The sequence below is a fragment of the Acidobacteriota bacterium genome (assembly GCA_020845575.1).
Taxonomy (GTDB): Bacteria; Acidobacteriota; Vicinamibacteria; order Vicinamibacterales; family Vicinamibacteraceae; genus Luteitalea.
This window is the reverse complement of the sequence record JADLFL010000040.1, coordinates 1-20,438: the sequence shown is the minus strand read 5'-3', so window position 1 is coordinate 20,438 and position 20,438 is coordinate 1. Positions and strand designations below refer to the sequence as shown.

The 20,438-nt window shown below is 68.5% G+C and carries 25 protein-coding genes; 2 read left to right on the top strand and 23 right to left on the bottom strand.

The annotated features are described in order from the left end of the window. From queC to IT182_11230, 3 genes are all read right to left on the bottom strand, one after another. Positions 1-702: a 7-cyano-7-deazaguanine synthase QueC gene (gene queC, locus IT182_11240; protein MCC6163909.1), complete on the bottom strand. Its 702-nt coding sequence runs from the start codon at positions 700-702 to the stop codon at positions 1-3. Beyond that, entirely contained in the window at positions 699-1,349 is a 651-nt protein-coding gene (locus tag IT182_11235) for a radical SAM protein (protein ID MCC6163908.1), read from the bottom strand. Before IT182_11235 ends, queC begins: the two co-directional genes overlap by 4 nt. A gap of 153 nt (positions 1,350-1,502) precedes the next feature. After that, positions 1,503-2,063, bottom strand: a complete 561-nt coding sequence (locus IT182_11230; protein MCC6163907.1) for a peptidylprolyl isomerase — start codon at positions 2,061-2,063, stop codon at positions 1,503-1,505. A 175-nt stretch (positions 2,064-2,238) separates the two neighbouring features. On the opposite strand from IT182_11230, the gene IT182_11225 reads away from it, so the two are divergent. Next, entirely contained in the window at positions 2,239-3,762 is a 1,524-nt protein-coding gene (locus IT182_11225; protein ID MCC6163906.1) for an amino acid permease, read from the top strand. A gap of 196 nt (positions 3,763-3,958) precedes the next feature. On the opposite strand, the gene IT182_11220 is transcribed toward IT182_11225, so the two are convergent. The 20 genes from IT182_11220 to IT182_11125 form a co-directional block, all read right to left on the bottom strand. Then, positions 3,959-4,561 carry a class I SAM-dependent methyltransferase gene (locus tag IT182_11220; GenBank protein MCC6163905.1) on the bottom strand — a complete coding sequence of 201 codons (603 nt, stop codon included), beginning with the start codon at positions 4,559-4,561 and terminating at the stop codon, positions 3,959-3,961. Positions 4,562-4,650: 89 nt separating this feature from the next. After that, positions 4,651-5,337, bottom strand: a complete 687-nt coding sequence (locus IT182_11215; GenBank protein MCC6163904.1) for an endonuclease III — start codon at positions 5,335-5,337, stop codon at positions 4,651-4,653. Between the two features lie 7 nt (positions 5,338-5,344). After that, positions 5,345-6,340, bottom strand: coding sequence for a D-glycerate dehydrogenase (locus IT182_11210; protein MCC6163903.1), 996 nt, complete (start codon positions 6,338-6,340; stop codon positions 5,345-5,347). Positions 6,341-6,354: 14 nt separating this feature from the next. Next, positions 6,355-6,579, bottom strand: coding sequence for a hypothetical protein (locus IT182_11205; GenBank protein MCC6163902.1), 225 nt, complete (start codon positions 6,577-6,579; stop codon positions 6,355-6,357). Beyond that, positions 6,579-6,857, bottom strand: a complete 279-nt coding sequence (locus tag IT182_11200; GenBank protein MCC6163901.1) for a EutN/CcmL family microcompartment protein — start codon at positions 6,855-6,857, stop codon at positions 6,579-6,581. The genes IT182_11205 and IT182_11200 overlap by 1 nt, the downstream gene beginning before the upstream one ends. Before the next feature lies 1 nt (position 6,858). Continuing rightward, on the bottom strand, positions 6,859-7,128 hold the full coding sequence (locus IT182_11195) for a EutN/CcmL family microcompartment protein (GenBank protein MCC6163900.1): 270 nt from the start codon (positions 7,126-7,128) through the stop codon (positions 6,859-6,861). 15 nt (positions 7,129-7,143) lie between these two features. Continuing rightward, positions 7,144-7,410, bottom strand: a complete 267-nt coding sequence (locus tag IT182_11190; protein MCC6163899.1) for a EutN/CcmL family microcompartment protein — start codon at positions 7,408-7,410, stop codon at positions 7,144-7,146. Continuing rightward, on the bottom strand, positions 7,407-7,694 hold the full coding sequence (eutM, locus tag IT182_11185) for an ethanolamine utilization microcompartment protein EutM (protein ID MCC6163898.1): 288 nt from the start codon (positions 7,692-7,694) through the stop codon (positions 7,407-7,409). The genes IT182_11190 and eutM overlap by 4 nt, the downstream gene beginning before the upstream one ends. Before the next feature lie 119 nt (positions 7,695-7,813). Further along, positions 7,814-8,671 carry a class II aldolase/adducin family protein gene (locus IT182_11180; GenBank protein MCC6163897.1) on the bottom strand — a complete coding sequence of 286 codons (858 nt, stop codon included), beginning with the start codon at positions 8,669-8,671 and terminating at the stop codon, positions 7,814-7,816. Positions 8,672-8,706: 35 nt separating this feature from the next. Beyond that, positions 8,707-9,012 carry a TRASH domain protein gene (locus tag IT182_11175; GenBank protein MCC6163896.1) on the bottom strand — a complete coding sequence of 102 codons (306 nt, stop codon included), beginning with the start codon at positions 9,010-9,012 and terminating at the stop codon, positions 8,707-8,709. Between the two features lie 2 nt (positions 9,013-9,014). Further along, the gene (locus IT182_11170) at positions 9,015-9,689 is read right to left on the bottom strand and encodes a tetratricopeptide repeat protein (protein ID MCC6163895.1); all 675 of its coding nucleotides are present in this window, start codon (positions 9,687-9,689) and stop codon (positions 9,015-9,017) included. Positions 9,690-9,694: 5 nt separating this feature from the next. After that, entirely contained in the window at positions 9,695-10,438 is a 744-nt protein-coding gene (locus IT182_11165) for a pyridoxine 5'-phosphate synthase (GenBank protein MCC6163894.1), read from the bottom strand. A 29-nt stretch (positions 10,439-10,467) separates the two neighbouring features. Further along, positions 10,468-11,802, bottom strand: a complete 1,335-nt coding sequence (gene glmM / locus IT182_11160; GenBank protein MCC6163893.1) for a phosphoglucosamine mutase — start codon at positions 11,800-11,802, stop codon at positions 10,468-10,470. Between the two features lie 14 nt (positions 11,803-11,816). Then, positions 11,817-12,728 (bottom strand): hypothetical protein, encoded by a 912-nt coding sequence (locus IT182_11155; protein ID MCC6163892.1) that lies wholly within the window; start codon positions 12,726-12,728, stop codon positions 11,817-11,819. A 2-nt stretch (positions 12,729-12,730) separates the two neighbouring features. Continuing rightward, entirely contained in the window at positions 12,731-13,534 is an 804-nt protein-coding gene (locus IT182_11150; protein ID MCC6163891.1) for a TIGR00159 family protein, read from the bottom strand. 21 nt (positions 13,535-13,555) lie between these two features. Continuing rightward, positions 13,556-14,362: a dihydropteroate synthase gene (folP, locus tag IT182_11145; protein ID MCC6163890.1), complete on the bottom strand. Its 807-nt coding sequence runs from the start codon at positions 14,360-14,362 to the stop codon at positions 13,556-13,558. Positions 14,363-14,442: 80 nt separating this feature from the next. Further along, on the bottom strand, positions 14,443-16,353 hold the full coding sequence (gene ftsH, locus IT182_11140; protein ID MCC6163889.1) for an ATP-dependent zinc metalloprotease FtsH: 1,911 nt from the start codon (positions 16,351-16,353) through the stop codon (positions 14,443-14,445). Then, entirely contained in the window at positions 16,350-17,807 is a 1,458-nt protein-coding gene (tilS, locus tag IT182_11135; protein ID MCC6163888.1) for a tRNA lysidine(34) synthetase TilS, read from the bottom strand. Before tilS ends, ftsH begins: the two co-directional genes overlap by 4 nt. Before the next feature lie 251 nt (positions 17,808-18,058). Continuing rightward, positions 18,059-18,283: a hypothetical protein gene (locus IT182_11130; GenBank protein ID MCC6163887.1), complete on the bottom strand. Its 225-nt coding sequence runs from the start codon at positions 18,281-18,283 to the stop codon at positions 18,059-18,061. A gap of 58 nt (positions 18,284-18,341) precedes the next feature. Next, positions 18,342-19,358: a PmoA family protein gene (locus IT182_11125; protein MCC6163886.1), complete on the bottom strand. Its 1,017-nt coding sequence runs from the start codon at positions 19,356-19,358 to the stop codon at positions 18,342-18,344. 140 nt (positions 19,359-19,498) lie between these two features. Between IT182_11125 and IT182_11120 the strand changes: the two genes are divergently transcribed. After that, entirely contained in the window at positions 19,499-20,344 is an 846-nt protein-coding gene (locus IT182_11120; GenBank protein ID MCC6163885.1) for a ChbG/HpnK family deacetylase, read from the top strand. The last annotated feature ends 94 nt before the right edge of the window (positions 20,345-20,438 follow it).

Below are 20,438 nucleotides of genomic sequence, written 5' to 3'. Positions count from 1 at the left end.
TTACTGATGTCGCCCTGTGGCGAGCGCGGGGTCGGGAACACCGACTTCCGCGAAGCCGCGTGCGCGGAGCTGGCAACTGTCGCAGCGGCCGCACGGACGGCCGTCCGGCGTCGGCGCGTAACAGGAGTGCGTCAGGCCGTAGTCGAGCCCGAGCGCGATGCCGCGCCTGATGATGTCTGCCTTCGAGAGGTCCTGCAGCGGCGCGTGGATGCGGAGTGCACGCCCGCCAACGCCCGCAGCCGTGGCCAGGCGACCGAGACGTTCGAACGCCTCGATGTACTCGGGACGGCAGTCGGGATATCCCGAGTAGTCCAGCGCGTTGACGCCGATGACGATGTCGGAAGCGCCGGTGGATTCGGCCCACGCAAGCGCGAGCGAGAGGAAGATCGTGTTGCGCGCCGGCACGTACGTGCTCGGGATGTCGTCGGCCGTCGCCACGTCGCGGTCGAGCGGCACGGCGCTCGCACCCGTCAGCGCCGATCGCGCGATGCCGCGCAGATCCAGGTCGAGTTCGACATGCTGTTCCACGCCGAGTGCCTTCGCGGCGCGGCGCGCGGCGTCGATCTCCTGCGCGTGCGTCTGTCCGTACCGCACGGTGAGCGCGAAGAGACGGAACCCCTCGTCGCGCGCGATCGCGCCGGCGGTGAACGAGTCGAGGCCTCCGCTCAGGAGGAGGATGGCCGGGGGCGCGGGTGTCGTCATACGCGGCGCGTGGCGGGGTCCCAGATGTACTTGTGCTGCTGCAACTGCAGGCGCACCGGCAGACGCCCGTCGAGGATCCATGCCGCGAGCGTCGCGGGCTCAACGATGCCCCAGGCTGGCGAGAAGTGCACGGCCGCGCAGCGCCTCGTCAGGTCGTGCGACGTCACGACATCGCGCGCGTAGTCGAAGTCCTCGCGGCTGGCGATCACGAACTTGACCTCGTCGCGCGGCGTGAGGCGATCGAGATTCGGCCAGTGTACGCGCGCAGACTCCCCGCTGCCGGGACACTTCACGTCCACGATGCGATGGACGCCGGCGGGGACATCGGCGATGGACACGTGGCCGCCCGTTTCGAGCAGCACCGTGTAGCCTTCGTCGAGCAGGCGCTGCATCAGCGGAATCACGTTCTTCTGCAGCAGCGGCTCCCCGCCCGTCACCTCCACGAGCGGTACGCCGAACCGGCGGACCTCGTCGAGGATGTCGTCGAGCGACTGCTTGCGGCCCTCGGTGAAGGCGTACACCGTGTCGCACCAGGTGCAACGCAGATCGCACGCCGTGAGGCGCACGAACGTACACGGCTGCCCGGCCAACGACGACTCCCCCTGGATCGACGCATAGATTTCGTTGATCGTGAGGCTGGTCGTCATGAGTCGCGGTGGGGTGACCGCGGGAGAAGCCGAATCCGGGTGACCTCCGGAAATTGTAGCAATGGGAGGCCGGGCTGCGGGCGCCGGGCAGCGGGCACGGGCACTGGGCAGCGGGCAGCGGGCAGACGCTCGCACGAGGGCCGATGGCCCGCGCTATCTGATCGTGACGCGCTTCAGGCGGTCCGTGACGACGAGCGAACGCGCGACGTCGAGGCCGTCGGTGACTTCGCCGAAGATGACGTGCTTGCCATCGAGGTTCGGCATCGGGGCCAGACAGATGAAGATCTGGCTGTCGGCGGATGCGGGGTTGCCAGAATGGGCCATCGACACGCTGCCGGCCCTGTGGCGCAGGCCCTTGGTGAACTCGGCGACGCCGATCGGCGTCCCGCTGCTGCCGCCTGGACTCCGGCCCCACCACTCACGGTAGGTCATGTCGCGCGACATCTTGTCGCCCCACTGCACGAGCTGTCCCTTCACGACGCGGTGGATCCGCTGCGCGTTGTAGAAGTTCTTCTTCACCAGATCGACGATGTGCTCGACGGTCTTCGGGGCCTTGTCCTGATACGTCTGGATGACGATGGTCCCCTTCTCCGTCTCGATGACGATCACAGGCCCCGTGCCCGCGGGCCTGGCCTGGGCGTGCAGCCGGGCGGACGCGGCAGGCATCCACACTGCCGCCAGCAGCAGCAACGAGATCAGCGCGTGGCGAATCATGTGCGTAGCATAACCGGGCACCGGGCACCTGACACCGGGCACCGGGCAGCATTCAATTCTCCATGGAGGCCACGGGCTTCGGCCCGTGGCTGCCCGGCGCCGGCTGCCCCGCTGGCCGCACGTCTTCCCGGTGTACGCTATCCAGCCGAGTTCCCCCATTTTCGAGGAGTCACGCGTGTCTCAGCTCTTCACGGTCAAGCCGCTGCACCAGCTCACGAGCGACGCGGATCCTCACGGAGGTCCGCGGCTGGCGCGGTCGCTCGGCCCGGTCCAGCTGATTTCGCTCGGGATCGGCGCCATCATCGGCGCCGGCATCTTCTCCACGGTCGGCAGCGCGGCGGCGGGCGGTGCGCATCACCTCGGGGCCGGGCCCGCGCTGGTGATTTCGTTCATCCTCACGGCCGTCGCGTGCGGATTCGCGGCGCTCTGCTATGCCGAGTTCGCCTCGATGGTGCCGGTCGCCGGATCCGCGTACACCTACTCGTACGCGACGCTCGGTGAGCTCGTCGCGTGGATCATCGGGTGGGACCTGATCATCGAGTACGCGATCGGCAACGTCGCGGTCGCCATCTCGTGGTCCGGCTACTTCCAGGAACTGCTGCGCGGGTTCGGCGTCACGTGGCCCGTGTGGCTCGGCGTGGACTACCGCACGGCATATCACGCGCTCGCGCAGGTGCAGGCGGCGGGCGGCGCCACGGCCGACCTCGCGCCGAGCGTGATCCGCCACGCCGACGCCGTGCTCAACGCGCCGCACATTGGCGGCGTGCCGCTGCTCTTCAATCTCCCGGCCTTCCTCGCGGTGATGGGCATCACGGTGGTGCTCGTGCGCGGCATCCGCGAGAGCGTGGGCTTCAACACGGCGATGGTGCTCCTCAAGCTCGTGATCATCGCGTTCTTCCTGGGCGTTGGCGTCTTCTACGTCAAGCCGGAGAACTGGACGCCGTTCGCGCCGAACGGCTTCGCGGGCATCAGCAGCGCGGCGGCGATCATCTTCTTCGCGTACATCGGCTTCGACGCCGTCTCGACGGCCGCCGAGGAAACGAAGGATCCGCAGCGCAACATGCCGATCGGCATGATCGGCAGTCTCGTCATCTGCACGGTGATCTACATGGCCGTGGCGATCGTGCTCACCGGCCTCACGCCATGGACGCAGCTCGGCACCGCCGAACCGCTCGCGACGGCGTTCTCCACGCTCGGCATGCACTGGGCCGCGGGCATCATCTCGCTGGGCGCAGTCTTCGCGACCACGTCGGTACTGGTGGTGTTCCAGATGGGACAGCCGCGCATCTTCTTCTCGATGGCGCGCGACGGCCTGCTCCCTCAGTGGGCCGCGAAGGTCCACCCGAAGTACAAGACGCCTCACGTCACGACCATCCTCACGGGCGTGTTCGTCGGCCTGCTGGCGGGCCTGGCCAACATCGACGAGATCGTCGAGCTGACCAACATCGGGACGCTCTTCGCCTTCGTGCTCGTGGCCGTCGGCATCCTCGTGTTGCGTCACACGAATCCCGATGCCCCGCGCCCCTTCCGTACGCCGTTCGTGCCCGCGGTCCCGATCCTCGCCATCGTCTGCTGCAGCTATCTGATGCTGCAGCTCCCGTGGCAGACATGGGAACGCTTCTTCATCTGGCTCGCCATCGGCCTCGTGGTGTACTTCGCCTACGGCTACCACCACAGCAAACTGCGCGCGACGACGTAGCAGCCCGTGGTGGAAGTCCCGGCGTGCACCGAGACCGACGAGGCGCCCCGATCCGCAAGGCGCGACGACTGAGAATATCGAGCAATATTCGCGGGAGGAGCAACGCCGCGGACGGGGATGCATCGTCGGTCGAATGCCGGCGGGACTTCCACCACGGGCTGGTAGGGATGGCGGCTCGGGGCTTGCGGCTTGCGGGCTACTTCCCGACGACCCAGGTGGTCATGCAGCGCTGGCGCTGGACGATGGTGGTTTTCAGGGGATCGAGCAGCTCGCCACGGAGGGAGTCCGTGAGCGCCATAAGCTGCGCCTCGTCGACGACGTAGCGCGTGGTGCCGTCGGGGAGCACGAAATGCCGGCCGGCCACGTGCTCGAGCGCGTCGGCCATCCCGATGTTCGAGACGAGCCTGGCAAAGAGCAGGCCGCCTGGCTTCAGCACCCGCCACATCTCGCGCACCATCGCTTCGAAGTGCGCATCGTCTCGCGCGAAGTGCAGGACGGCGTTGCTGATGACCACGTCGAACCACGCGTCGGGAAACGACATGTGCTCGACGGCATCGGTGCGGATCTGATCCGGCGGCAGCGCGGGCGCGAGCGTCGCCGCCATGTCCCGCACCGACGTGATCGCTCGCGGATCCTCGTCCACCGCGGAGACATCGAAGCCTTCGCGCAGCAGGTAGACGAGATTACGCCCGCTGCCGCATCCCGCGTCGAGCACACGCATGCCCGGACGAATGCGCCCGCGCAGCAACTGGTCGAAGAGGTAGATGTCAATCTGGCCGAACGTGACTTGCAGATCCATGGTCGTTCAGGATTCCATGACGAACAGCCTGAAGCCCGTTCGCTCCATCTGATCAGGTGCCCGATGCCCGGTGCCCGGTGCCCGCTCGTTCAGGACGCGACGCCGATCTTCGGGCATGTGCTGTCCAGGATGCAGCGGCGGCACTGTGGATACACCGGCTTGCAGACGTGCTGGCCCCACGTCACGAGGTACAGGTTGATCGACGCCCACCAGCGCCGGGCGACGACCTCGTAGAGGGCGTGCTCGGTCTGCTCGGGCGTGCGGGTGCGGACCCAGCCGAAGCGGTTCGCGATGCGATGGACGTGCGTGTCGACGCAGATGTTGTCCTGGCTTCGGCACGCGACGATGAGCGTGAGGTTCGCGGTCTTGCGTCCCACGCCGGGCAGCGTCAGCAACGCCTCCATCGTCGTGGGCACGCGACCGCCGTGATCGCACACGAGTATCGCGGCCGTCTCCTTCACGTGAACGGCCTTGTTCCTGTAGAAGCTGACCGGATAGATCAACTTCTCGATCCTGCCCGTGGTGAGGCGAGCCAGCGACGCGGGATCCGGTGCCACGGCGAACAGCCGCAGCGACGCCGCGTGCGTCACCGGATCTCGCGTCTGCGCCGACAGCATCGTCGAGACGAGCACGCGGAACGGATCGGCCTCGTGCTCCTCGGCGATCTTCTCGATCGCCGGCAGCTCCATCTCCCGGATCGCCGCACCGAGACGCTTCAGCGTGGGCGATATCGGGAGCGCGGGACGAGCGACGGAGGCAGGACGCGCGCGGGACATCTGACACTCACGGGATGTAGCTGCCAGGCACAGGGGTGACCGGCGGACGGCCCTCGATCACCTCGATCAGGTTGCGCGCGGCGAGGTTGCACATCGCCGTGCGCGTCTCGCGCGTGGCGCTGCCGAGGTGCGGGATGAGGAACGCGTTCTCGAAGCGCAGCAGCCCCGGATGGACCGCCGGTTCCAGTTCGTACACGTCGAGCGCAGCTCCGGCAATCCAGCCGTTCTCGAGTGCCGCCACCACGGCGGCCTCCTCGACGACGGGACCGCGCGCCATGTTGACCAGGTACGCCGTCGGCTTCATCAGTCTGATGCTCTGCCTGTTGATCAGGTGACGCGTCTCCGGCGAGAGCGGCACGTGCAGCGTGACGACATCGGACTTCGACAGCAGTTGGTCGAGCGACAGGCCTTCGTACGGCACGCCGTCCGGCCCCGCGATCACCTCGTCCGGGCGCCGCGGCGAACGCACGTACACGGTGCGCATGCCGAACGCCGCCGCCTTGGCCGCCACCGACCTGCCGATGCGCCCCATGCCCACGATGCCCAGCGTCTTGCCGACCAGATCCATCCCGAGCAGGAGCTCGAGCTGGAATCCCTTCCACGCTCCCGCGCGCAGCAGGCGCTCCCCTTCTCCGAGACGGCGCGTCACGCCGAGGATGAGACCCCATGTGAGCGCGGCGCACGCCTCGTCCAGCACGTCCGGCGTATTGGTCACCACCACCTGACGTTCGTGCGCGGCGGCGACGTCGATGTTGTTGTAGCCCACGGCCACGTTGCACACCGCGCGCAGGCTCGGCACCCGATCGAGGAATGCCGCATCGATTCTGTCGGTGCCCTGCGCCACGAGCCCCACGCAGCCCTGCGTGCGCGCCACCAGTTCCTCAGGCGACGGACTGCCACTGCCTTCGAACACGTCCACATCGGCGTGTCTCGCGATGGTGTCGAGCGTGTCCGGGAAGAGCCGGCGCGAGACGAAGACGCGAGGACGCAAAGCGGTGGACATGGCGAAGCGGGCCCTCAGTGCCCGTATGACTGGCAGAAACCGCAGTGGTGACACCGCACCTGCGGCTCCACCACGCATGGCGCGTCGGGATCGACAGGCGCAAGGAACACGAACTTGCCGTGCGAGGGATGGGACTTCACGGTGAGTGCGCGCGGATCGCACGACGCGCCGGACGGTGTCGGCGCGAGATGACGCGCGAGCGCCTCGCGCACGAGCACGCGAATCTCGTCTTCGTGCATTACGTCGACTCCTCTGTCCCGATCGCGTCGATGATGCCGACGATCGCGGCGTCGACGGGCGCGCCCCTGCGTCCGAGTGCGTCGCCGGCGGCCTTGCCTTCGATCACCAACAGCACGCGCTCGCCCGTTCCCGCGCCAACGCTGTCGATGGCGAGGACGGCGTTGCCGCGCGCGCTGCCGTCAGGCAACTCGGGCTGCACGAGCAGCAGCTTCGCCCCGTGCAGCTTGGGGTGCTTCTGCGTGGAGACGACGGTGCCCACCACCGTACCGATCTGCACCTCAGGGCACCACGTCCACATCGTCGACGATGCCGACGATGCTGGCGTCTGTCGGGACCTCGACGGGATGGAAGGGAAAGGCGGCCTCGCGGCCGCGCACGAAGAAGACACGTTCGCCTACGCCCGCGCCTGCGGCGTCAGTGGCGACGAGCGCACGCCCGGAGTCCTGTCCGTCTCTGGCCAGCGGCTGGATCATCAGCAGCGTGACACCGGCGAGACGGGCGTCCTTCTGCGTAGAGACAACGGTGCCGACGACGCGGGCCAGGTGCATGCGCGGATTCGGGGATCAGGCCATCGTGACGCTGTCGACGATACCCACGATGGCGGCGTCGACGGGCGCCTGGCCAAGGCCGTCGGCCATGCGCGCCGAACTGCCCGAGACGACGAGCACGGTCTCGCCGGCACCGGCGTCGACCGTGTCGACGGCCACGAGCGCGCCGCCTTCGAACTGGCCGTCGGGCGAGACCGGCCTGACGACGAGCAGCTTGGTGCTCAGCAGCCGTTCATCCTTGCGGGTCGCCACGACGGTGCCGACGACCCTGCCGAGGATCATTTCCCGGAGGCCTTGCCGATCGGCAGGACGTCCTCGAGATTGCTGTGCGGACGCGGGATCACGTGGACCGACACGAGCTCCCCCACGCGGCGGGCCGCGGCAGCACCGGCGTCGGTGGCGGCCTTCACTGCCGCAACGTCGCCCCGCACGATGGCGGTGACGTAGCCCGCGCCAATCTTCTCCCAGCCGACGAGGCTGACCTTGGCGGCCTTCACCATCGCGTCGGCGGCCTCGATCATCGCAACGAGGCCCTTGGTTTCGATCATTCCGAGTGCTTCACCCATAGATGGATCACCTGGCGCCTCGCGCCGGCTTGCGCGGCAGTGCCGCGCGGGTCGGGACTCTCGTCCCCTGTGTGTCGGCCGGGCCCGTCCGGCGGCGACGACTCACGTGTGACGCGCGGTCAGTCCTCCCGCGTCACCTGGCGTACCGCATCGGCAATGAGGGCCGCAAGCTCGCGGTATGTTAGCCGAATTTCCCCGGCCGTGCCGCCCCCTGCCGGAGAGGCGAGCGCCGGCACGATCCGCGGCCCGTCCGAGGCTGGTGCCTCGACGAACTGGCACGTGACGCCCGCCTGGTCGACCGCCGCGGGATCGGTGCAGATCGGCGCGGGCGACTTGATGCCGTAGAAGTCGCGCAGGCCCTGCAGGCGGTCCACTTCCTCGCGGGAGATGAGGTTCTCGCCACCAAGCTGGCGTGCCACCAGCGTGATCTGCGCGAAATGCTCCATCGTCTCCATCTTGAAGTACGCGTTCATCAGGTCCTGCCCCGCCGTGAGCGCGCCGTGGTTGGCCAGCAGCAGGCCGTCGTGCGCCGTGATGAACTTCTTCACCGCGTCCGGCAGTTCCTGCGTTGACGGCGTGGCGTACTCGGCGATGGGCACGCTCCCGAGCGAGAAGATGATCTCGGCGAGCGACGACTTGTTGAGCGGGATGCCTGCCACGGCAAAGCCTGTGGAGAGCGGCGGGTGCGCATGGACGACGGCGTTGATGTCGGGCCGCATCTCGTAGACGGCCAGGTGCATCTTCAACTCCGTCGACGCATCGCGATGGCCGGCCACCTTGTTGCCCTGCATGTCGGTGACCACCATCATGTCCGGCGTCATGAACCCCTTCGACACGCTCTTGGGCGTGGCGAGGAGGTGACGATCGTCGAGGCGGACGCTGATGTTGCCGTCGTTGGATGCCACGTATCCACGCGCGTACACACGCCGGCCCACTTCACAGATGTCGGCACGGAGCTGTTCTTCGCGGGGCGTCACGACTGGCGTTCCTGGAAGCGGGCGGGATCCGGGCCTCAGCGGGCCCGCGCCGCCTGCGCATCATAGGCGGATCGGCAGCGCTCTGAACAGAAGAACGCGTCGCCTGTCGGCGTCCGCATGCTGAGGGCGCGATCCTGCAGGACGTAGGTGCCGCAGACGGGATCCTGCACGAGCGTCCCGTTGGAACGCGCGACGCGACCGGGGCCTGCTGGCGCCTGCCTGCCCTCGTCGTCGGGCACCTGTGCCGCGCGCACGATGCCGCGCATCAGGCCGCCGAGCAACAGCAACACCGCCCGCACGACGAAGAACACGAGCAGGAGGCGCAGGAACCACCCGAGCACTGTCAGGATCCTTGCGAGGGCGCTGGGGATGCGGGTGTTGCCGATGCCGGGGCTGCCGCGCCGGGCGCAACCTCCGGATGGGCCGAGCGCAGGCCGTCGAGGGCCTGACGGGCCGCGCGGGCTTCTGGCGAATCAGCCGGGGCGAGCGCCACGACCTGCGTCCACGCCTCGCCGGCCCCCACGAGGTCCTGTTTGCCGAAGGCCTTCACGATGCCGAGGTTCAGCCACGTCTTCGAGTGACGCGGGTTGATTTCCAGCGAGCGCGCGAACTGCGTCAGCGCGCGGTCCACCTGGTTCGAGTAGTAGTAGCTGACGGCCAGGTCCGTGCTCACGTCGGGATTGTCCGGCGCAATGGCGAGCGACGCTTCGTACCAGCGCGCGGCGTCCGTATAGCGGTCCGCGTCGAAGTACAGGTTGCCGAGCTGCGTGCGCACGCTCGCGTCGCGCGGCTTCTCGGCGGCCTCCTTCTCGAGCGCCTGCGCCCGGGCCACGTCGAGCGGCTGCGTCTGGCTGCCCTGCGCTGGCGCTCCTGTCGCCGCCCCGCCGGCGGTTGCCGGGGCCGCCTGCACCACGGCAGGTCCCGGAGCGGGGTTCACCTGTTGCGCCCCGAGCATCCATCCGCACAGGAGCCCGAACAGGGCGCCAGCGATTCCGGCAATCAAGGATTCAGACTTCATCCACCCTAGATGATATCTCCCGCGGCCTCGCGGTACTCGAGAACGGCCTGGCGGAGCCCGACGTAGAGCGCGTAGCCGATGAGGGCGTGGCCGATGGAGACCTCGTCGAGCCGCGGCATCGCCTGCACGAAGTCGGGCAGGTTCTCGAGGTCGAGGTCGTGTCCGGCGTTGACGCCCATGCCGAGATCCGCGGCCGTGCTGGCTGCCGCGACGTAGGGGGCGAGCGTCTCCGACAGCGGCGTCGTCGAGGACGCGAACGCGCGCGCGTACGGCTCGGTGTAGAGCTCGACGCGATCGGCACCGACGCGATTGGCGAATCTGACCGCCGCGTCCGTCGCGTCGATGAAGAGCGACACGCGGATGCCGTGGCCGCGCAGGCGCGCAATCACGTCGCGCAGATCCTTTTCGTCCGCGTCAGGCGGCCAGCCGGCCTCGCTCGTGATCTCGCCGGGCCGTACGGGCACCAGCGTGCACTGGTGCGGCCTGATGCGCTCGACGAGGTTGAGCAGGTCGGGACGCGGATCGCCCTCGATGTTGAACTCCACGTTCTTCCAGGGCTCGAGGAGATCCTGAAGGTCGTGGACGTCCTGGAAGGTGATGTGGCGCGCGTCGGCACGCGGGTGCACCGTGATGCCGGGCGCGCCGGCCTCCACGCACACACGCGCGGCATCGACCACTGACGGAATGCTCCCGCCGCGACTGTTGCGCAGCGTGGCGATCTTGTTGACGTTGACGGAGAGACGGGCCATGAGGACGCAGGAGAGAGGACGAAGGAAGGTCAGAGCTTCAAGGCGGCCTGGGCGGCGTCGGCGATCTCACGGGCCCAGCGTTCGATTTCCTGCTGGTCTCGGCCTTCGAGCATGATGCGGAGCAACGGCTCGGTGCCCGAGTAGCGAATGAGAAGGCGGCCTTCGGTGCCGAGTCGGCGCTCCACGCTGTCGATCGCCGCGGCAAGGGCAGGGACCTCTGCCACCGGCACGCGACGGCCGACTCGGACGTTGACGAGCACCTGCGGATAGGTGACGAGCACCGACGCGAGATCGCGCAGCGATCGCCCCGTCTCGGCCATCACGCGCAGCACGCGCAGCGCCGTCACGATGCCGTCGCCGGTGAACAGGTGTTCGGCGACGATCACATGCCCCGACTGCTCGCCCCCGAGCGCGTAGCCGTGCTCGCGGATCTCCTCCATCACGTACTTGTCGCCCACCGACGTGCGGAGCAGGCGAATGCCGTGCGCCGCGAGCGCGCGCTCCAGTCCGAGGTTGCTCATCACCGTCGCGACAACGGTGTCCTTCGGCAGGCCCTCCGTGCGCTGCATGTGCAGCGCGAGGATCAGCATGAGCGCGTCGCCGTCGACCACGGCGCCCTGGTCGTCCACCATCAGGCAGCGATCGCCGTCGCCGTCGAAGGCGATGCCCATCGCGAGGCCGTGCTCGCGCACGAGTGCCTGCAGGGCCTCGAGGTGCGTGGAACCGCACGCGAGGTTGATGTTGCGGCCGTCGGGATCGTTGCCGATCACCTGCACGTCGAGACCCAGCATGCGGAACAGCCGCGGCGCCACGGTGGTCGTCGCGCCGTTGGCGCAGTCGAGTCCGATGCGCAATCCCGACACGGCGCCCGGCGACGGGAGCGCTGCGCGGCAGTGGCGCATGTACGTCTCGATCACGTCGTGCGGCTCGATCTCGGCAGACGCCTCGGCAGACACCACGAAGTGCGGATCGGCGACCAGCGCTTCGATCTCGCGTTCGAGCGATTCGTCGAACTTCTGCCCGTGCCCCGAGAAGACCTTGATGCCGTTGTCCTGATACGGGTTGTGCGACGCCGAGATCACGATGCCGGCGTCGAAGTCCTCTGCGCGCGTGATGACGGCCACGGCCGGCGTCGGCAGGACGCCCGCAGACAGCAGGTCGCCGCCCATCGCCCGCACGCCACGCGCCAGCGTCCGCTCGATCCAGAACCCCGACTCACGCGTATCGCGCCCCGTCAGGATTCGCACCGGTCCCGTGTGTGGCAGCACACGGACCAGCGCCGCGCCAAGACGCGTGACAGTGGTCTCGTCGAGCGGCACCTCGCCAGCCACGCCACGCACGCCATCGGTTCCGAAGAGTTTCATGGGGGCACCGGTCATCATTTGATGCGGACTGTCACTGTGGCGGGCTCGACCGACTCGACGGCGACGCCCTCCCGGTTGGAGACCACGACCTGCACGGCGTGCTGGCCGCGGCCGACGTCGGCCAGGTCGACTGACGCACGAAGGTCGTCGGCCTCCATGCCGGCGATGCGCTCGCGCGTGCCTCGCACCACCACCGATACGGTCGATGGCGAGATCCGCACGGAGAGGCCGCGCTCGACGTTGATCGCCGACACCCGCACGCCCGTGAACGACTGCTGCACCGGCGCGGGCAGGATCTCCACGTGGACCTGGGCCGCCAGCGGTTCGCGCAGGCGCACCGACGCATCCTCGACGCCGATGGTCACCTTGTCGGTCACCGGCGCGCGCGCGCCCTCGACGTGGACGGGCTCGGTGGTCGCCTCGACGAGGGCCTCGAGACGCCCGACAGGCCCGAGTACCTGCACCGTGGCAGGGGATGACGTGATGCGGCCCACCACGAATCCCGGCGCCGGGTCGCCCTCGACCACGGGCGAGACAGGCACCACCTTCTGCCCCGACATCTCGAACTCGAGCGACACCGCCGGCGGCGTGACCTGCACCACCTGCACGCCGAACGGCACGCGGACCTCGCTCGCATGGATGTTGAGGATGCGCGTCCCGGGCCTGGCGTTGGTCAGATCCAGCGCCGCGACCACGTCGCCCTGCATCACGCGCGCGAGGTTCCCCGACGATCCGCGCAGCCTGACGTCCACCGACCCGGGAGGATCGCCCACCATCTCCATGCCCGCCGGTACGTTGCGATACTCCAGTGGCACGCGGATGTTGCGCTCCACGGTGCTCTGGCCCGATACCGCCGCCCACAGCACGATGGCCACGAGCAGCGACAGCACCTTGAGCGGAAAGTTCGCGAAGGGACGCAGGGCCATGGTCAGGGGACCGGCCGGCCGCGACGGCCGGACTTGCGATGGAGGACCAGTTCGGTCAGGCGAGCCCGCAGGGTTTCGGCCGTGAAGCCGCGCAGCAACTGCCCTTCGATGGCCACCGAGATGCGTCCCGTCTCTTCAGACACGACGACGGCGACGGCATCGTTCTCTTCGGTCAGGCCGATGGCGGCCCTGTGCCGCGTGCCCATCGCCGTCGCAACCGTCGGGCTGACGGTCAGCGGCAGGAAGCAGGACGCCGCGGCGATCTTGTTCTCCTGGATGATGACGGCACCGTCGTGCAGCGGGCCGCTCGTCTGGAAGATTGTGACCAGCAGGTCGTGGGTGACCATCGCGTCGAGCGGGATGCCGCTCTCGATGTAGTTGCGCAGCCCGATCTGGCGCTCCATCACGATGATGGCGCCCGTCCGCCTGTCGGCCAGTTGCATGGCCGCCGTCACCACTTCCTCGATCGTCTCGTCGTCGTTCTCGGTGCGGGAGAACGCTCTCACGAAGGGCGTACGGCCGAAGTGCGCGAGCGCGCGCCGGATGTCGTTCTGGAACAGGACGATCGCCGCGAACACGACGTAGCCGATCATGTTGCGGATCAGCCAGTTGACCGTCTGGAGCGGCGCCGCGATCGAGAAGAAGTACAGGCCCACGAGCAGCACGGACCCGACCGCCATCTGCATCGCGCGCGTGCCGCGGATGAGCTTCAGCGACTCGTAGATGATCAACGCCACGATCAGGACGTCGACGACGTCCCAGCCCGTGATGGGCGTGCGGTTGACCCACGAGATGACGGTATCCATGACGATCGACGCCGCGTGAGGTCAGGACGAGCCCGACGCGGCGGCGGCGACGATCATATCTGCCGTGCGCACGGCCTGCACGCTTCCTGAGACATCGTGCACGCGAACGATGTGCACGCCCGCCAGGGCCGCGACGGTCGCCACGGCCAGACTGGCGGCGTCGCGCCCGGCGGCCGGGCACTCGCCGATGGCGTCCTGGAGGAAGGACTTGCGCGACGCGCCGACCAACAGGGGCAGGTCCAGCGCCAGCAGCGCCGGGTGGTCGAGATGGGCCACGACGTCCCAACTGTGGACGGCCCGCTTCGCGAACCCGACGCCGGGATCGATGACGATCGCATCGCGCGACACGCCGGCTGCGAGGGCCGTGTCGACGCTCCAGCGCAGCTCGTCAGCCACCTCGCTCATCACGTCCGTGTACATCGCGTAGCGGTACATGTCGGCGGGCGTGCCGCGCATGTGCATCAACACCAGCGCCGCTCCCGTTTCCGCGGCAACACCCGCGATCCCGCTGTCGTGGCGCAGTCCGCTGATGTCGTTGATGAGGGACGCGCCCGCGTCGACCGCCGCGCGGGCCACGGCGGGCTTGGTGGTATCGACCGAGATCGGGACGTCCGTCTGCGCGCGCAGGGCGCGCACGACAGTCACGACGCGCGCCGCTTCCTCGGCGACGTCCACGGGCCGTGCCCCAGGCCGGGTCGACTCACCGCCGACGTCTACCATGCCGGCACCGGCGGCAATCATCGCCAGGGCTGCGTCGACGGCCGCGGCCGCATCGACGAGGCGACCGCCGTCGGAAAAGCTGTCGGGAGTGACGTTCAGGATGCCCATGACGAGTGTCCGCTCGCCAAGGGCGAGCGAACGACCGTCAGGGAGAGCGAGCGAGAAGTGGCGGCGAGGGGTGGCCAGCCCTACTCCTGCGCGAGCGGCTTGTTGGGCAGGGGCATGGCCGGCACGATCGACGGACGCGGACGCCGTTCCTCGGGGGCCGCTTCAGACGGCGTTCCCGGGGGAACAACGGGCTCCGGCGCGTCGAGCGAGTGGCCCGCGATGATGCGGCGCACCTGATCGGCGTCGAGCACCTCGCGCACGAGCAGTTCGTCGGCGATGCGCTGCATCGCGTCGCGGTGCTGCTCGATGATGGCGCGGGCCTTGTCGTAGCCCTCCATCACGAAGCCCTGGACGGCCTCGTCGATGCGGATGGCCGTGGCCTCCGAGTAGTCGCGGTGCTGGGCGATCTCGCGGCCGAGGAAGATCTGCTCTTCCTTCTTGCCGAAGCTGAGCGGACCGAGGTCGCTCATGCCCCACTCGCACACCATGCGGCGCGCGAGGCCCGTGGCCTGCTCGATGTCGTTGCGCGCGCCGGCGGTCTTCGTGTTGCAGAACAGCTCGTCGGCGATCCGGCCCGCCATCGCGACGGCGATCTGCGATTCGGCCTCGTCCTTCGAGAAGTCGACCTGCTCGCCTTCGGGCAGGAACGACGTGACGCCGAGGGCCATGCCGCGCGGGATGATCGTGACCTTGTGGAGCGGCACGGCGTTGGGCAGCAGCGCCGCGACGAGCGCGTGCCCGGCCTCGTGGAACGCCGTGTGGCGCTTCTCGTCGTCGCTGATGATCCGCGACTTGCGCTCGACACCCATGATGACCTTGTCCTTGGCCATCTCGAAGTCGTGCATCGTCACGACCTTGCGATTCTGGCGAGCGGCGATGAGGGCCGACTCGTTGACCAGGTTCGCGAGGTCGGCGCCGGCAAAGCGCGGCGTGCCACGGGCGATCACGTTCAGCTTCACATCGTCGCCGAGCGGGATCTTCTTGGTGTGGACGGCGAGAATCTGCTCACGACCACGCACGTCAGGCAGATCCACCACCACGCGGCGGTCGAACCGACCCGGACGCAGGAGCGCCGGGTCGAGCACGTCGGGCCTGTTGGTGGCGGCCACCAGGATCACGCCTTCGTTGCTCTCGAAGCCGTCCATCTCCACCAGGAGCTGGTTCAGCGTCTGCTCGCGCTCGTCGTGTCCGCCGCCGAGGCCCGCGCCGCGGTGACGACCCACGGCGTCGATCTCGTCGATGAAGATGATGCAGGGCGCGTTCTTCTTGCCCTGTTCGAAGAGATCGCGCACGCGGCTCGCGCCCACGCCGACGAACATCTCGACGAAGTCGGAGCCCGAGATCGAGAAGAACGGCACGTTGGCCTCACCGGCCACCGCGCGCGCCAGCAGCGTCTTGCCGGTGCCCGGCTGGCCGATGAGCAGCACGCCCTTCGGAATGCGGCCGCCGAGCTTCTGGAACTTCTGCGGCTCCTTCAGGAAATCGATGATCTCCTGGAGTTCCTCTTTCGCCTCGTCCACGCCGGCAACGTCCTTGAACGTCACCTTCTTCTGCGAACCCGACGAGAGCTTCGCGCGGCTCTTGCCGAACGACAGGGCCTTGTTGCCCCCGCTCTGCATCTGCCGCATGAAGAACACCCAGAACCCGATCATCAACAGAATCGGGGCCCACATGTAGAGGAACGTCGCCCAGGGGCTGCCGGTCTCCTCCTTGGCCTCTACGACGACCTTGTTGGCGACGAGCTTGTTCCCGAGGCCCTCGTACTGGCTCGGCGCGTACGTGCGGACCCGCTCACCATCCTTGTACGAGGCAACGATCTCCTGCCCCGTGATGGTGACCTTGTCGATTTTGTTCGAGTCGAGCTGCTGTACGAACTGACTGAATGGGATGACTTCTTCGCGGCCCTGAAACGTCTGCGAGTAGTTCCAGATCAAGACCCCGACGATGACGAGCACCATCCAGAAGAGCAGGCTCCTAAGCGTCGAGTTCAAGCCTTTCCTCCTGACCGCGTGACTTGCAAGAGTAGCACGCCGGTCGTCTGTGGCTGGATTGCCAAGGCCTCGCTGACTGCGAGGCCCACCACCCACGCAATCTGTCCGCGTGCGGTCGTGATGACGGGAACGCTGTCGCGGTCGAGGCGCGCGACCTTCCTGTTCACCATCAGGTCCTGAATCTTCTGACTGCCGGGCGCGCCCAGCGGCCGCATCCGATCTCCGGCGCGACGACTCCGGACCACCATCGCCGGCCCCACGCGATCGGCGTCGAGCGCGGCCCACGTCGCTCCGGCGGCGCGCCCCGACCGTCGATCCGCGTCCCACTCGGCACGCGGCACCACCATCGCCTCCACGCGCATCCCTCCGTCTCCAACGACCGCCATCCCCGGGACGGACAACGCGCATTCGCCCGGGACAGCGGCCGCCCGTCTCGGCCTGAGCGGAGTCGAAGGCTGAACCTGGCCGTCACCATCGGTCTCGAACCTCAGCCGTGCCCCGACGCGGGTCACCGTGAGCTGCCCCAGCCGGCCCCGCCCGCCATCACGCAGCGTCTCCAGCCGCTCCAAGGCGTCGACGCGCGACAGGGTGACCGCGCCGCGCGGCAGCATCTGCTCCAGGCTCGCCATCCTGACGCGGCGGCGGAGCATGGGCGGCGACGCGTCGAGCCGGCGCAGATCCAGCAGCCAGCCACCGTCGGCATGCGGTGTCAGCACCGACGGAAGCTCCACGGCCACGCACGCCGCCAGCCACTGCTCATCGTCTCGCCACGCGTCGGCCTGGCGGGCCAGCCGCGCTGGCAATGAAGATCCGGCGACGGCAATCAAGGCAGGCAGGACGTCGTGGCGCACGCGGTTGCGCGGGATGGCGGGATCCGCGTTGGACGCATCCTCATTCCAGATGAGACCCCGCGTGGCGGCGTATTGTTCCACCTCGACGCGCCGACACCCGATCAGCGGCCTGATGACGGGGCCGTGGCTCGGCCACATGCCAGCCAGTCCGCGCGTCCCGGCCCCTCGCAGGAGCCGGAGCACGACCGTTTCCGCCTGGTCGTCGAGCGTATGACCGAGTGCGATCCGGGTGGCCAGGCGTCGGCGGGCGACGAGCCGGAGCGCCGCGTGCCGGAGGGCGTGCCCCGTGCGCTCGAGCGACCACTTGCGGCGAGTCGACTCGCCAGCGACGTCGACGGGCACCAGATCGAACGGCAGACCGAGGTCGGTTGCCAGCCGCTCGCACAGGGCGGCGTCGGCGTCGGCCGCAGCGCCCCGCAGGCCGTGATGGACGTGGACCACCCCCGCCAGCCGAACACCCGCCCGCGGCGCGAGCGCCGCCAGCACGTGCAGCAGGACGACCGAATCCACTCCGCCTGACACGGCCACGAGCACCCGATCCCCCTCGGACAGCAACCCGTACCGCCGGATCGTGGCCCAGACGCGAGTCGGAAAGCGGGTCATGTAGTGATTGTCTCCGGCAACCGGCAACCGGCAACCGAACGGCCGGCAGGTCCTCATCTGGAGGCCAGGGGTTTCAACCCACGGCTCAGACACGCCCCCCCCCCCACCTCGGGGTAGCCGCCGACCTCCTCCATGGTGCAGGGGCCGGAGAGCCGGGCCTACCGCCAGCGACGGCTGTCGCGGCTTTCCCGGCATCGCGGCATGTCTGTGTATGTGTCGGCCCCGCCGACAGGGCGGTCGGAGAAGCGGCGTCAGTGTGTGCGGCGCGACCGGGCGCGAACCCGCGAGGGACGCGGGCGGCGGGCAATCCACAAGGCACCGCCGGTGTCGCGCGCGAGCAGGAGCCCGGCACGAATGGCGGAAGAACGCAGGGAATACCGGCGATCGGAGGCCCAGCGGTTGGCATGGTCCAGCACGACCCACTGGTCGCCATCGGGCCTGACGGCCACATCAGCGGCGTTGAGTGCGCGAATCATGGCGACATAGACGAGCACAGACCGTGCCAGGGTTCAATCCTGCAAAGAGGAGGCTCGATCACCGGCTCGGAGCACGGCCCTGTGCATAGTCTCGATACAGGTCGGCAAGCGCGGCCGCCGACAGCCCCGGATGGATCACGACGCGGTACCTGAATCGCACTTCCTGCCCGGCATCGATGGTCATGCCGCCGTTCCGGGTCTTGTCGTTCAGGAAATCGTGCAGACCGAACGGATTGATGGAATGCAGGCCGTAGCCGCGTGAATGCCAGTACGTGGGATGGCGCGGGTTGCCGGGGTGGTCCATCATCACCACGCCCACGGCCTCAGTACCGATCTGGCCCGCGTAGTCGACCCACTCAGCCTGCTTCCCCCACACCTGCTTCTCGCCGACGCCGCCGCGCGAGTTGAGCAGACGGCCCGTACGTCGCGGCGCGCCGGGCTTGGCCGTCGCGGGCGGCTCGTCGAGCTCGGTCGCCATGCGCATCGCGAACGTGCCTTCCTTCGTGTCGCGGAACTCGGCGCGCGCCAGCGCGCGCAGCGTGATGTCCACATCGATGATGCGCAGCGTGGGGTGAGCATGGAAGGTCATGGTGCGCGTCTCGACGAGGAGCGGCGTCCCGTCGGGCTGCAGCCACTGCAGGCGCGCGGCAATCGTGCCGGTGGCCGGACCACTCGTCGTCTCGACGGGGCCAGACAGCACGATGCGGCCGAGCGTCGACGCCGGGACGTCGGCGTTGCCCGGCGGCTCGTTGCGGATCGCCCAGAAGTTGAAGCCGTTCACGTCACCGTGTCCGTAGAACAGCCCTGCGTGATGCGGATGGTCCTTTGTCTCCCCTGGCAGTTGTCCGGGCGGCACCGACCTGTTGACCACCGTACCCGTCGCCGCGCGCAGCGGATGGAGGTAGACGCGGTTCAGATCCTTGCCGCCGGTATGGAAGACAGTGAACGGCTTGCCGTCGATGTCGACAGCGACGCCGTCGGCCGACGGCGTGACGACGACCTGCGCCATCACCGGTCCGGCGCTCAACACCCCGACCATCGCCCCGATGCGCAGGCCCACCCGCAGCGTATCCATGCGCGCCACTCTACTCCGACCCGCCTTCGCCCGGACGTCGCGCCCCGCGCTTCCGGGCTACGGCGCGGCAAGCATTCGGCATTTGCCGTCATTGGTCATTGCCCGCATTCGTCATTCGGCATTCGGCATTACGATGCGCCATGCGATTGATTCCGCTGCTCCTCGTGGCCTTGCTGCTGCAGCCTGCCGGCTCGAACGAGATTCGCCTGATCGTCAAGGGCGACGACATGGGCGCCGCGCACGGCGTGAACGTCGGCACCATCGCCGCCTATCGCGATGGCGTCGTGCGCACGACCAACGTCATCGTGCCGGGTCCGTGGTTCCCCGAGGCCGTCACCATGCTGCGCGAGCATCCCGATCTCGACGTCGGCGTGCATCTCGCGCTCACCAGCGAATGGACCAACGTGAAGTGGCGCCCGCTCACGCCAGCGCCCAGCATCGTGGACGAGAACGGGTACTTCTTTCCGTTGGTCTCGCCGCGACAGGGCTACGCAGCGGGCACGAGCCTGAAGGAATCGCAGTGGAAGCTCGATGAGATCGAACGCGAACTGCGCGCGCAGATCACGACGGCCAAGCGGCACATCCCGCGCGTGAGTTACACGTGGGCGCACATGGGATTCACGTCGCTGGCGCCGGAGGTGCGCGACCTCGTGGCGCGCCTGTCGAAGGAGTACGGTCTCCTGCAGCCGTTCGACGTCGGCGTGAAGTCGATCGGCCGCGTCTACGACGGCACGGACACCGGCGCCGTGAAGGCAGACAAGCTGGCCGCCCGCCTCGAAACGCTCGAACCCGGCCTGTGGCTCCACATCGACCACGCGTCGACAGACGACCCGGAGATGCGCGCGATCGGTCATCCGGGCTACGAGTACGTCGCGGCCGATCGCAGCGGCAACGTCGAGATGTGGACGAGTCCGAAGGTCCGCGCCGTCATCGAGCGCCGCGGAATCAGGTTGACGACGTACCGCGAGCTCGCCGCGCAGCGTTAGCAGCCCGTGGTGGAAGTCCCGGCGTGCACCGAGACCGACGAGGCGCCCCGATCCGCAAGGCGCGACGACTGAGAATATCGAGCAATATTCGCGG

What these genes read in the sequence shown, in the direction of transcription:
- IT182_11170 (MCC6163895.1), bottom strand. Translation starts at nt 9,689, where the DNA reads ATGAAGTCTGAATCCTTGATTGCCGGAATCGCTGGCGCCCTGTTCGGG.
- IT182_11150 (MCC6163891.1), bottom strand. Translation starts at nt 13,534, where the DNA reads ATGGATACCGTCATCTCGTGGGTCAACCGCACGCCCATCACGGGCTGG.
- IT182_11205 (MCC6163902.1), bottom strand. Translation starts at nt 6,579, where the DNA reads ATGCACGAAGACGAGATTCGCGTGCTCGTGCGCGAGGCGCTCGCGCGT.
- glmM (MCC6163893.1), bottom strand. Translation starts at nt 11,802, where the DNA reads ATGAAACTCTTCGGAACCGATGGCGTGCGTGGCGTGGCTGGCGAGGTG.
- IT182_11190 (MCC6163899.1), bottom strand. Translation starts at nt 7,410, where the DNA reads ATGATCCTCGGCAGGGTCGTCGGCACCGTCGTGGCGACCCGCAAGGAT.
- IT182_11220 (MCC6163905.1), bottom strand. Translation starts at nt 4,561, where the DNA reads ATGGATCTGCAAGTCACGTTCGGCCAGATTGACATCTACCTCTTCGAC.
- folP (MCC6163890.1), bottom strand. Translation starts at nt 14,362, where the DNA reads ATGGGCATCCTGAACGTCACTCCCGACAGCTTTTCCGACGGCGGTCGC.
- IT182_11155 (MCC6163892.1), bottom strand. Translation starts at nt 12,728, where the DNA reads ATGGCCCTGCGTCCCTTCGCGAACTTTCCGCTCAAGGTGCTGTCGCTG.
- IT182_11120 (MCC6163885.1), top strand. Translation starts at nt 19,499, where the DNA reads ATGCGATTGATTCCGCTGCTCCTCGTGGCCTTGCTGCTGCAGCCTGCC.
- tilS (MCC6163888.1), bottom strand. Translation starts at nt 17,807, where the DNA reads ATGACCCGCTTTCCGACTCGCGTCTGGGCCACGATCCGGCGGTACGGG.
- eutM (MCC6163898.1), bottom strand. Translation starts at nt 7,694, where the DNA reads ATGGGTGAAGCACTCGGAATGATCGAAACCAAGGGCCTCGTTGCGATG.
- IT182_11130 (MCC6163887.1), bottom strand. Translation starts at nt 18,283, where the DNA reads ATGATTCGCGCACTCAACGCCGCTGATGTGGCCGTCAGGCCCGATGGC.
- IT182_11215 (MCC6163904.1), bottom strand. Translation starts at nt 5,337, where the DNA reads ATGTCCCGCGCGCGTCCTGCCTCCGTCGCTCGTCCCGCGCTCCCGATA.
- IT182_11195 (MCC6163900.1), bottom strand. Translation starts at nt 7,128, where the DNA reads ATGCACCTGGCCCGCGTCGTCGGCACCGTTGTCTCTACGCAGAAGGAC.
- IT182_11235 (MCC6163908.1), bottom strand. Translation starts at nt 1,349, where the DNA reads ATGACGACCAGCCTCACGATCAACGAAATCTATGCGTCGATCCAGGGG.
- IT182_11125 (MCC6163886.1), bottom strand. Translation starts at nt 19,358, where the DNA reads ATGGATACGCTGCGGGTGGGCCTGCGCATCGGGGCGATGGTCGGGGTG.
- queC (MCC6163909.1), bottom strand. Translation starts at nt 702, where the DNA reads ATGACGACACCCGCGCCCCCGGCCATCCTCCTCCTGAGCGGAGGCCTC.
- IT182_11210 (MCC6163903.1), bottom strand. Translation starts at nt 6,340, where the DNA reads ATGTCCACCGCTTTGCGTCCTCGCGTCTTCGTCTCGCGCCGGCTCTTC.
- IT182_11165 (MCC6163894.1), bottom strand. Translation starts at nt 10,438, where the DNA reads ATGGCCCGTCTCTCCGTCAACGTCAACAAGATCGCCACGCTGCGCAAC.
- IT182_11230 (MCC6163907.1), bottom strand. Translation starts at nt 2,063, where the DNA reads ATGATTCGCCACGCGCTGATCTCGTTGCTGCTGCTGGCGGCAGTGTGG.